Here is a 12,242-nt window from a genome sequence, read left to right as displayed (position 1 = left end):
AGTGATTGCTGCTGTTAGAGTTGTTTTACCGTGGTCAACGTGGCCAATTGTACCTACGTTTACGTGCGGTTTCGAACGTTCAAACTTTTCTTTTGCCATTTTAAAATTTCCTATAAAGAAATTAAAGTCCAGTCCTAAGACCGGACCGAACTAAAATTACTTAACAGCGCGAGCTGCAATTATTGCGTCGGCAACGTTTTTCGCCGCTTCTGCGTACTTGGAAAATTCCATTGAGTACGAAGCACGACCTTGCGTTGCAGAACGTAAATCGGTTGCATAACCAAACATTTCAGACAGTGGCACTTGTGCATTAACAAGCTTAAGACCACCAAAAGCGTCTTCCATACCTTCGATCATGCCGCGACGACGGTTTAAGTCGCCGACTACGTCACCCATGTTTTCTTCAGGGGTAGTGACTTCAACTTTCATAACAGGTTCTAAAAGCACTGGTTGCGCTTCTAAAGCACCATTTCTGAAGCCCATTGAACCGGCGATCTTAAAGGCCATTTCATTTGAGTCAACGTCGTGGAAAGAACCGTCAAATAACGTCGCTTTCACACCTAACAAAGGATAGCCCGCAAGCACACCTTGTTTCATTTGCTCTTGAATACCTTTATCAACCGCTGGAATATATTCCTTAGGAACCGTACCACCTACGATTTCATTAACGAACTCGTAAGTTGGTGCGTCTTCATCAGAAAAGTCCATTGGTTCCAATTTCAGCCATACGTGACCATATTGACCACGACCACCTGATTGACGTACGAACTTACCTTCAGCTTCTACAGAACCACGAATTGTTTCTCTGTATGCCACTTGCGGCTTACCAACGTTACATACAACGTTGAATTCACGTTTCATACGGTCAACAATGATATCTAGGTGAAGTTCACCCATACCAGAGATGATCGTTTGACCTGACTCTTCGTCAGTCTCAACACGGAAAGATGGATCTTCTGCTGCTAGTTTACCTAGTGCAACGCCCATTTTTTCCTGATCAGCGACTGTTTTCGGCTCTACCGCTACTGAGATCACCGGCTCTGGGAATTCCATACGCTCTAATGTGATCACTGAATCTTGAGAACAAAGCGTGTCACCAGTGGTGACGTCTTTAAGTCCAATCGCAGCAGCAATATCACCGGCGCGAACTTCTTTAATTTCTTCGCGCGAATTTGAGTGCATCTGAACAATACGACCAAAACGCTCTTTCTTGCCCTTAACAGGGTTATAAACAGAATCACCTTGACCAACTGTACCAGAATAAACTCGGAAGAAAGTTAATGTACCAACAAACGGGTCTGTCGCAATCTTGAACGCCAACGCCGCAAACGGCGCGTCGTCACTTGCTGGACGTGTAGCTTCAGAGTCGTCCTCAAGGATACCCTGAATCTCTTTAACCTCTGTTGGTGACGGCATGAATTCAATAACCGCATCAAGCACAGCTTGAACGCCTTTATTTTTGAATGCACTACCACATGACATTGGCACAATTTCGTTGCTCAATGTTAGTTGACGAATCGCAGATTTAATCTCTTCTTCGCTCAACTCACCTTCTTCTAAATATTTGTCCATTAGCTCTTCAGTCGCTTCAGCTGCACTTTCAACTAAGTGAGAGTGCCACTCTTCAGCTAAATCCTGAAGGTCTGCCGGGATCTCTTCATAAGTGAAAGTCATGCCCTGGTCACTTTCGTTCCAGTTAATGGCTTTCATTTTGATGAGATCAATAACACCTTTAAATTCATCTTCAGCACCAATTGGTAGCTGAATAGGCACAGGTGTCGCACCAAGGCGCTCTTTCACCTGATCCACAACTGCCAAGAAGTCCGCACCAGTACGGTCCATCTTGTTGACGAAGATCATACGAGGAACTTCGTATTTATTAGCTTGACGCCAAACAGTTTCTGTTTGTGGTTGTACGCCTGATGAAGCACAAAGAACAACAACTGCACCATCTAATACACGCAAAGAGCGTTCTACTTCGATAGTAAAGTCTACGTGTCCTGGAGTATCAATGATATTGATGCGATGCTCAGGGAACTGAGCATCCATACCTTTCCAGAAACACGTTGTCGCAGCAGAAGTAATGGTAATACCACGCTCCTGCTCCTGCTCCATCCAGTCCATAGTTGCAGCACCATCATGAACCTCACCAATTTTGTGAGATAGACCCGTGTAGTAAAGTACACGTTCTGTCGTGGTGGTTTTACCTGCATCTACGTGAGCACAAATACCGATGTTGCGGTAGCGCTCAATTGGAGTAGTACGTGCCATAATATCCTCTTAAAGGTCTTGGGCAGATTACCAACGGTAGTGAGCGAATGCTTTGTTCGCTTCAGCCATACGGTGAACGTCTTCACGTTTCTTAACCGCAGTGCCTTTATTGTCCGCAGCGTCAATGATCTCTTGTGCAAGACGAAGACCCATTGATTTCTCGCCACGCTTACGTGCAGAGTCTACTAACCAACGCATACCTAATGCGTTGCGACGAACTGGACGTACTTCAACTGGTACTTGGTATGTAGAACCACCAACACGACGAGATTTAACCTCAACCGCAGGGCGTACATTTTCAAGTGCAGCTTCAAAGATTTCAAGGTGCGACTTGCCTGATTTTTCAGCAGCCACGTCTAGCGCACCATATACGATTTTTTCAGCAGTAGATTTCTTGCCGTCTAACATTACTACGTTAACGAATTTAGCAAGAAGTTCTGATCCGAACTTCGGATCTGGAAGAATTTTACGTTGACCTATTACGCGTCTTCTAGGCATTTTATCTCTCCGATATCTTCAGGTTCGTTTCTTCAACGAATCCCCAAAACAAATTATTCAATATTAAAACTTAAGTGCTTGGCCTTACTAACGGAGAACCATTAGCCCTTAGGACGTTTTGCACCGTACTTAGAACGACCTTGTTTACGATCGTTAACACCCGCACAGTCAAGCGCACCACGTACTGTGTGGAAACGCACACCTGGTAAGTCTTTAACACGACCACCACGGATAAGAATTACACTGTGCTCTTGAAGGTTGTGGCCTTCACCGCCAATGTAAGAAGTTACTTCGAAACCGTTCGTAAGACGAACACGCGCTACTTTACGTAATGCAGAGTTTGGTTTCTTTGGTGTAGTTGTATATACACGAGTACATACACCACGCTTTTGAGGACAAGCTTTAAGAGCAGCAGAGTTGCTCTTTGTAACCTTGCTGCGACGTGGCTTACGTACTAGCTGGTTAATAGTTGCCATTAAATAGCTCCTGATTAGTTAAAATTACTACTGAAAAAATAAAATCGACCCAATTATTCGTGCCATTTTGATAGAACGAGTAAATGGGTGGCCGAATTTTAATGAGCAAAGATTAACCTGTCAATAAAAATCCATTTCATGACCGTATTTTTCGCTAATTTTGTTGTTTTGAGAGCATAAAGTGCAGAGGAAGGTACAAACGCTGAGGTGTATCACAAGTTTGAAGCTGAACGACGTTTAACAACCATAAAAAGCCATTCCTCATCAACTCGACAATCAATCTTAAGAAATGAGTATACCAGATTCGATAAATTGGTAGATGACAGTATGTTTTACATTTCAATTCTTAACTTAAACGAACTGTTTGAATTGCTTGCGTATTCGATCAAAAAAGCCGTCCTAAGGACGGCCTTTTAAAATATACTGAAATCAGTATGTAGCTATGGCTTATTCATTACCACCAAGCAAGTCAGCATTTAATGCGTCTGTTAGCGCTTGTGACGCTTCTTCTGCACTTACTGTTTGCTCTTCAACCGGCAATTCACTTTCTTTGCGACGGTTGATACGATCTTGGTGATATGCGAAACCAGTACCCGCCGGAATTAGACGACCAACGATTACGTTTTCTTTCAGACCACGTAGCTCATCACTCTTACCGTTAACAGCTGCTTCTGTTAGAACACGCGTTGTCTCCTGGAACGATGCCGCAGAGATAAACGATTCAGTTGCCAGTGACGCTTTAGTAATACCCATTAGCTGAATTTCAAATTTAGCTGGGATCTTACCTTGCTTCTCAAGCTCACGGTTTGCGATGTTTACGCGTGCCACTTCAGCTTGCTCGCCTGCTAGGAACTCAGTATCACCACCATCAAGGATGATACACTTACGCAGCATCTGACGAACAATCGTCTCAATGTGCTTATCGTTAATCTTTACACCTTGTAGACGGTAAACTTCCTGAACTTCGTTCGTGATGTAGTTTGATACATCAGTCACACCACGTAGACGTAGGATGTCATGTGGAGACTCAGGACCGTCGGCGATAACTTCACCTTTAGCAACCTGCTCACCTTCGAACACGTTAAGCTGGCGCCACTTAGGAATCATCTCTTCGTAAGCATCACCTTGATCAGGTGTAATTACTAGACGCTTCTTACCCTTCGTCTCTTTACCGAAGCTTACAGTACCAGTGATTTCAGCAAGGATTGCAGGATCTTTTGGCTTACGCGCTTCGAATAGGTCAGCAACTCGAGGTAGACCACCGGTGATATCACGAGTCTTCGAACCTTCTTGCGGGATACGTGCTAATACGTCACCCGGCTGAACAGTTGCACCATCTGTGATTTCAATCGTGGTGAATGAAGGCAGACGAATCTCTTGTAGGCCACGCTCTTCGTTTTCAATGATTAACTTAGGCTCTTTTGCATTCACCTTAGCTAAATCTTTAACAACAACACGCGTTAGACCAGTAAGCTCATCAGTCTGAGCTTCTGTGTTTGAGTCATCGATATCGCTGAACGATACTTTTGACTGGTGCTCGATAACGATTGGGTGGCTATGCGGGTCCCACGTAGCAACAATGTCGTTACCTTTAACTTCAGCGCCATCCTGTACAGAAAGAACTGCACCGTAAGGTACTTTATAACGCTCTTTCTCACGACCTTGCTCATCGATAACGGTGATTTCAGTCGAACGTGAAGTTACAACGATCTTGCCATCAGTATTCAATACATATTTTGCATTGTGTAACTTCATGCTACCGTTGTTTTTAACTTGTACGCTGTTTTCAGCAGATGCTCTTGATGCCGCACCACCAATGTGGAACGTACGCATCGTAAGCTGTGTACCTGGCTCACCGATTGACTGAGCAGCGATTACACCGACTGCCTCACCTGGATTGATGATGTGGCCACGTGCAAGGTCACGACCGTAACAGAATGCACACACACCAAAGTCATTTTCACAAGTGATTACAGAGCGAACTTTCACTTCATCTACTGAGTGCTCTTCTAACAGGTCACACAGTTTTTCGTCTAGCATTACGTTACGCTCAACAAGAACGATGTCAGTACCTGGCTTACATACGTCTTCAGCAACAACACGACCTAGAACACGCTCGCGAAGTGGTTCTACAACGTCACCACCTTCGATTAGCGGCTTCATTACTAGACCTTCTAACGTGCCACAATCTGATTCGTTGATAACCAAATCTTGTGCAACGTCTACTAGACGACGAGTTAGGTAACCCGAGTTCGCTGTCTTAAGTGCGGTATCGGCAAGACCTTTACGAGCACCGTGCGTCGAGATGAAGTACTGAAGTACGTTTAGACCTTCACGGAAGTTAGCTGTGATAGGCGTCTCGATGATTGAACCATCTGGACGTGCCATTAGACCACGCATACCCGCTAGCTGACGTATCTGAGCTGCACTACCACGTGCGCCCGAGTCGGCCATCATGAATACTGAGTTGAAAGAGTCTTGTTGCTCTTCTTCACCCTGGGCATTCACTACAGTGTCTTTCGATAAGTTCGCCATCATTTCACGTGAAAGGTTTTCGTTAACACGTGACCAGATATCGATAACTTTGTTGTATTTCTCACCTGCTGTTACAAGACCAGACTGGAACTGTTGGTTGATTTCAGCAACTTCAGCTTCAGCGCGCTCGATGATTTCAGTTTTAGTAGGTGGAATAACCATATCGTTAATACCGATAGATACACCTGACTTCATCGCATAGTGGAAACCTGTGTACATCACTTGGTCAGCAAACACGACTGTGTCTTTCAGACCTAGGCGACGGTAACACTCATTAAGAAGACCAGAGATCTGCTTCTTACCAAGTGCTCTGTTGATAAGCTCAAACGGTAGACCTTTTGGCATGATCAATGAAAGGATCGCTCGACCTACTGTGGTATCAACAATGTGTGTTTTTTCCGAACGCTCGCCAGTCTCTTCGTCAACAATGGTTTCTGTTAAACGAACTTTAACGCGTGCGTGAAGCTCAGCTGTGCCTGTACGGTATGCTTTTTCAGCTTCTTTCGGGTCTTTAAACGCAATACCTTCGCCTTTCGCATTGATGCGATCACGCGTCATGTAGTAAAGACCTAATACAACGTCCTGTGAAGGTACGATGATAGGCTCACCACTTGCAGGTGAAAGGATGTTGTTTGTGGACATCATTAGTGCACGTGCTTCTAACTGTGCTTCTAATGTCAACGGTACGTGTACCGCCATTTGGTCACCATCAAAGTCAGCGTTATACGCCGCACACACCAATGGATGTAGGTGGATTGCTTTACCTTCGATTAGTACCGGTTCAAATGCTTGGATACCAAGTCTGTGAAGTGTAGGAGCACGGTTCAATAGAACTGGGTGTTCACGGATCACTTCATCAAGTACGTCCCAAACCTCTGGTACTTCACGCTCTACCATCTTCTTCGCAGCTTTGATGGTAGTCGCCATACCACGGCGCTCTAGCTTACCGTAGATGAATGGCTTGAATAGCTCTAGTGCCATCTTCTTCGGAAGACCACACTGGTGAAGTTTAAGTGTTGGACCAACTGTGATTACAGAACGGCCCGAGTAGTCAACACGCTTACCAAGAAGGTTTTGACGGAAACGACCTTGCTTACCTTTGATCATGTCTGCAAGCGACTTAAGTGGACGCTTGTTAGAACCCGTGATCGCACGACCACGACGACCGTTATCAAGTAGTGCATCTACCGCTTCTTGTAACATACGCTTTTCGTTACGTACGATGATGTCTGGTGCCGCTAAGTCAAGTAGACGCTTCAGACGGTTGTTACGGTTGATAACACGACGGTATAAGTCGTTCAGATCTGAAGTCGCAAAACGACCGCCATCTAGTGGAACTAGAGGACGTAGATCTGGTGGAAGTACTGGTAATACGCTCATGATCATCCACTCAGGGTTGTTACCTGATTGGTGGAATGACTCCATAAGCTTAAGACGCTTAGTAATTTTCTTACGCTTAGTCTCAGAGTTAATTGTAGGTAACTCTTCACGCATTTCTGCGATTAGTTGACCAAGGTCTAGTTCGCGCAACAGATCAAGTACAGCTTCTGCACCCATCTTAGCTTCGAACTCATCACCGTGCTCTTCAAGTGCATCTAGGTACTCTTCTTCACCTAGTAGCTGACCACGCTCAAGCGTTGTCATACCAGGCTCTGTTACTACGAAAGATTCGAAGTACAGTACGCGTTCGATGTCACGAAGTGTCATATCAAGCATTAAGCCGATACGAGACGGTAGTGATTTAAGGAACCAAATGTGCGCAACTGGGCTTGCAAGCTCAATGTGACCCATACGATCACGACGCACTTTAGTTAGTGTCACTTCAACGCCACACTTCTCACAGATAACACCACGGTGTTTTAATCGCTTGTATTTACCACACAAACATTCGTAATCTTTTACTGGGCCGAAAATACGGGCACAGAATAAGCCGTCACGCTCAGGCTTGAAAGTACGGTAGTTGATTGTCTCAGGTTTCTTTACTTCACCGTATGACCATGAGCGAACCATGTCTGGCGAAGAAAGACCAATGCGAATTGCATCGAATTCTTCGGTCTTATTTTGTTGCTTCAGAAACTTAAGTAAGTCTTTCACCTTAGCTCTCCTGTCGGAGTTAATCTTGAGGGCAAGCATTGCTCACCCCTTCATTCTTTACAGTTACAGTCCGGATTGGCAGCTCATCAGAGCTGCCGGTCGGATTAACTTTCTTCCAACTCGATGTTGATACCTAGCGAGCGGATTTCTTTCAACAATACGTTGAATGACTCTGGCATACCCGGTTCCATCTTATGGTTACCGTCTACGATGTTCTTATACATCTTCGTACGACCATTTACGTCATCCGACTTAACTGTCAACATTTCCTGTAGTGTATAGGCTGCACCGTATGCTTCTAATGCCCATACCTCCATCTCACCGAAACGCTGTCCACCGAACTGTGCTTTACCACCCAGCGGCTGCTGAGTAACTAGGCTGTAAGAACCCGTTGAACGTGCGTGCATCTTGTCGTCTACTAAGTGGTTTAGTTTCAGCATGTACATGTAACCTACGGTTACTTGACGCTCAAACGCATCACCAGTACGACCATCATAAAGCGTAACCTGACCACTTGACGGGTAACCACCCAGCTCTAGTAGCTCTTTGATTTCGCTTTCTTTAGCACCATCGAATGCTGGCGTCGCGATTGGTAGACCACCTTTAAGGTTGATAGCAAGACGACGAACTTCATCATCAGAGAAACTAGCAATGTCTACTTCTTGACGGCAGTCACCAAGCTCATACGCTTTCTTGATGAAGTCACGTAGCTCATGAAGCTCCGCTTGCTCTTTCATCATGTCTTCGATGCGCTCACCGATACCACGTGCTGCCAGACCCATATGCGTTTCAAGGATCTGACCGATGTTCATACGAGATGGTACACCTAGTGGGTTAAGAACGATGTCTACCGTACGACCTCTTTCATCGTATGGCATATCTTCTACTGGTACGATTGTCGAGATAACACCTTTGTTACCGTGACGACCAGCCATCTTATCACCTGGTTGGATACGACGTTTAACAGCTAGGTAAACTTTAACAATCTTAAGTACGCCCGGCGCTAGGTCATCACCCTGTGTGATCTTGCGACGTTTGTTCTCAAACTTCTTGTCGTATTCAGCTTTAAGCTCATCATACTGCGCAGCTAGTTGTTCAAGCTCAGCTTGTTGTGCTTCATCAGCAAGGCTCTGAGTTAATAGCTTTTCAGTGCTCAGAAGTGCGATAGCATCTTCATTTTGCCCAGATTCAACAAGTAATTTACGTGCACGCGTTAAGATACCGCCTTCAAGGATCTTAAATTCTTCGTTGAAGTCTTTTTTCGCTTCACGAAGCTGCATTTCTTCAACTTCTAGTGCACGCTTGTCTTTTTCAACGCCATCACGAGTGAATACCTGCACGTCGATAACAGTACCAGATACAGAGTTAGGGACGCGTAGAGAGCTGTCTTTAACATCAGACGCTTTCTCACCGAAGATCGCACGTAGTAGCTTTTCTTCTGGTGTAAGTTGCGTTTCACCTTTAGGCGTTACTTTACCGACTAAGATGTCGCCGCCTTTCACTTCTGCACCGATGTAAACAACACCTGACTCATCTAGTTTGCCAAGCGCAGACTCACCGACATTAGGGATATCAGCAGTGATCTCTTCAGGACCAAGCTTAGTATCACGCGCGATACACTGAAGCTCTTGAATGTGGATCGTCGTTAGGCGATCTTCTTGTACAACTCGCTCAGAAAGTAGGATTGAATCCTCGAAGTTGTAACCATTCCAAGGCATGAACGCAACACGTAAGTTCTGACCAAGTGCCAAGTCACCAAGGTCTGTTGAAGGACCATCGGCAAGTACGTCGCCGCGTACTACTGGCTCACCAACCATACAAGTTGGTTTTTGGTTGATACACGTGTTTTGGTTTGAACGTGTGTACTTAGTTAAGTTGTAAATGTCGATACCCGCTTCACCTGGAACGCGCTCATCTTCATTAACGTTAACAACAATACGGCTCGCATCAGCGTACTTAACGACACCGCCACGCTTAGCAACGATTGTTACACCTGAATCTTTTGCAAGTGTACGCTCGATACCTGTACCCACTAACGGCTTGTCAGCGCGTAACGTTGGTACTGCTTGACGTTGCATGTTCGATCCCATCAATGCACGGTTCGCATCATCGTGCTCTAGGAATGGGATAAGTGCAGCTGCAACCGAGATAACCTGTTGAGGCGATACATCCATATACTGGATGCTGTCGCTAGGCATAAAGGTTGACTCACCTTTATAACGACATGGAATTAGCTCTTCTGCAAATTGGTTCGCTTCAGTCAAGTTAGTGTTCGCCTGTGCGATAACAAATTGACCTTCTTCAATTGCAGATAGGTAATCAACTTCGTCAGTTACGATGCCGTCTACTACTTTACGATATGGTGTTTCAAGGAAACCATAATCGTTGGTACGTGCATACGTAGATAGTGAGTTGATTAGACCGATGTTTGGACCTTCAGGCGTTTCGATAGGACAAACACGACCGTAGTGAGTTACGTGTACGTCACGTACTTCGAAGCCAGCACGTTCACGTGTTAAACCACCCGGACCTAGTGCAGAAATACGACGCTTATGTGTTACTTCTGAAAGAGGGTTGTTTTGGTCCATGAACTGCGACAACTGAGAAGAACCAAAAAATTCTTTAACAGCTGCAGAAATCGGCTTAGCATTGATCAAATCCTGTGGCATCACGTTATCTAGGTCACCTAGACTTAGACGCTCACGAACAGCACGCTCAACACGCACTAGACCAACGCGGAATTGGTTTTCAGCCATTTCACCAACAGAACGAATACGACGGTTACCTAAGTGGTCGATATCATCCACTTCACCTTTACCGTTACGAATGTCGATTAGTACTTTCATAACAGAAACGATGTCTTCTTTGCTCAGCGTGCCTGGGCCTGTGTCTGAGTCATAACCCACACGGCTATTAAACTTCATACGACCAACAGTAGACAGGTCATAACGCTCATCAGAGAAGAATAGGTTGTCGAATAAAGCTTCAGCAGCGTCTTTCGTTGGTGGCTCACCTGGGCGCATCATACGGTAGATTTCTACCAATGCTTCAAGGCGGTTTGAAGAAGAATCAATACGCACTGTCTCTGACATATACGCACCGCTATCTACTTCATTGATATATAAAGTATCAATTTTGGTGTGGCCAGCCTTCACAAGCTCTGCCATCAACTCAAGCGACAATTCAGCGTTCGCTTCAGCGATGATTTCACCTGTTGATTCATCGATGTAGTTTTTAGCTATAACACGACCGATGATGTACTCATGTGGTACTTCAAGTTGCGTGATACCTTTTTTCTCGATGTTTTTGATGTGACGAGCTGTGATACGACGGCCCTGTTCAACTAGCACTTCGCCGTCTGCATCTTTCAGATCAAATGCAGCAGTCTCACCACGTAGGCGAGATGGTACTAGTTCCATCATCACTTTACCGTTTGATACTTCAAACGCAGTTGTCTCGAAGAACAACTCAAGAATTTCTTCAGTTGTGAATTCAAGTGCACGTAAAATGATTGAAGCTGGTAGCTTACGACGACGGTCAATACGAACGAATAGGTTATCTTTAACATCGAATTCAAAGTCTAACCATGAACCACGGTAAGGGATTACACGTGCATTATAGAGCACTTTACCCGAAGAGTGAGATTTACCGCGGTCGTTATCAAAGAATACACCAGGTGAACGGTGTAGCTGAGAAACGATAACACGCTCGGTACCGTTGATAACGAAAGTACCTGTGTCTGTCATGAGCGGGATCTCGCCCATGTAAACTTCTTGCTCTTTAATGTCTTTTACTGTGCCTGGCGCTTCTTTGTCCATTAGCACAAGACGTAATTTAACGCGAAGTGGAGCAGAATAAGTCACACCGCGAATTTGACATTCTTTTACATCGAATACTGGTTCTCCGATACGGTAACTCACGTATTGAAGTTCAGAATTGCCCGAGTAGCTTTTGATTGGAAATACAGAACGGAATGCAGCTTCCAATCCAGTATCGCCATCCGCGTCCGGAGTAATGAATTTTTTGAACGATTCCAACTGCGTTTGCAAAAGGAAAGGTATATCCAAAACTTGTGGACGTTTACCAAAATCCTTACGGATACGTTTCTTTTCAGAATAAGAGTAAGCCATGGGGTTCCTCAGCTTGCTGATCTTTGACCCAACCTGTTCATGCAGAACAGCATTCATTGGCATCTAAGCCATGATAACAACATCTAAATTGTCTCCCCAAACCCGACAGTTCCCAATAAGATTAAACCATTGAAAAACTTGCAGAATTTAGGTTTTTTTTGCGCAATAGTAATACTTTCGCTCTAGAGCGCAAAAGGGCCGGTGATTAAAAAATCACCAGCCCTTGCCTGATTTCTCA

Annotated in this window: 6 protein-coding genes; all 6 read right to left on the bottom strand. The window is 44.9% G+C overall.

Features of this window, described 5'->3' with window-relative positions; genetic code table 11:
* A partial coding sequence (locus L1286_RS17785) for a GTP-binding protein (protein ID WP_235408380.1) occupies nucleotides 1–99 on the bottom strand: 99 nt, incomplete at its 3' end.
* Nucleotides 100–156: 57 nt separating this feature from the next.
* Nucleotides 157–2,271 (bottom strand): elongation factor G, encoded by a 2,115-nt coding sequence (fusA, locus tag L1286_RS17780; RefSeq protein WP_235408374.1) that lies wholly within the window; start codon nucleotides 2,269–2,271, stop codon nucleotides 157–159.
* A 27-nt stretch (nucleotides 2,272–2,298) separates the two neighbouring features.
* On the bottom strand, nucleotides 2,299–2,769 hold the full coding sequence (rpsG, locus tag L1286_RS17775) for a 30S ribosomal protein S7 (RefSeq protein WP_063372396.1): 471 nt from the start codon (nucleotides 2,767–2,769) through the stop codon (nucleotides 2,299–2,301).
* Between the two features lie 101 nt (nucleotides 2,770–2,870).
* Nucleotides 2,871–3,245 carry a 30S ribosomal protein S12 gene (rpsL, locus tag L1286_RS17770; protein WP_010387308.1) on the bottom strand — a complete coding sequence of 125 codons (375 nt, stop codon included), beginning with the start codon at nucleotides 3,243–3,245 and terminating at the stop codon, nucleotides 2,871–2,873.
* A 447-nt stretch (nucleotides 3,246–3,692) separates the two neighbouring features.
* Nucleotides 3,693–7,874 (bottom strand): DNA-directed RNA polymerase subunit beta', encoded by a 4,182-nt coding sequence (gene rpoC, locus L1286_RS17765; protein ID WP_065792488.1) that lies wholly within the window; start codon nucleotides 7,872–7,874, stop codon nucleotides 3,693–3,695.
* 104 nt (nucleotides 7,875–7,978) lie between these two features.
* Complete coding sequence (gene rpoB, locus L1286_RS17760) at nucleotides 7,979–12,004, bottom strand: DNA-directed RNA polymerase subunit beta (protein WP_235408373.1); 4,026 nt, start codon at nucleotides 12,002–12,004, stop codon at nucleotides 7,979–7,981.
* Nucleotides 12,005–12,242: the final 238 nt, after the last annotated feature.

Source organism: Pseudoalteromonas sp. SMS1 (assembly GCF_021530565.1).
Classification (GTDB): domain Bacteria; phylum Pseudomonadota; class Gammaproteobacteria; order Enterobacterales; family Alteromonadaceae; genus Pseudoalteromonas.
The sequence above is the reverse complement of the archived record's forward strand: the minus strand, read 5'-3'. Positions and strand labels throughout refer to the sequence as shown.

Excerpts from the sequence above, each read along its gene's own strand:
- fusA (WP_235408374.1), bottom strand. The coding sequence starts at position 2,271 with ATGGCACGTACTACTCCAATTGAGCGCTACCGCAACATCGGTATTTGT.
- rpsG (WP_063372396.1), bottom strand. The coding sequence starts at position 2,769 with ATGCCTAGAAGACGCGTAATAGGTCAACGTAAAATTCTTCCAGATCCG.
- rpsL (WP_010387308.1), bottom strand. The coding sequence starts at position 3,245 with ATGGCAACTATTAACCAGCTAGTACGTAAGCCACGTCGCAGCAAGGTT.
- rpoB (WP_235408373.1), bottom strand. The coding sequence starts at position 12,004 with ATGGCTTACTCTTATTCTGAAAAGAAACGTATCCGTAAGGATTTTGGT.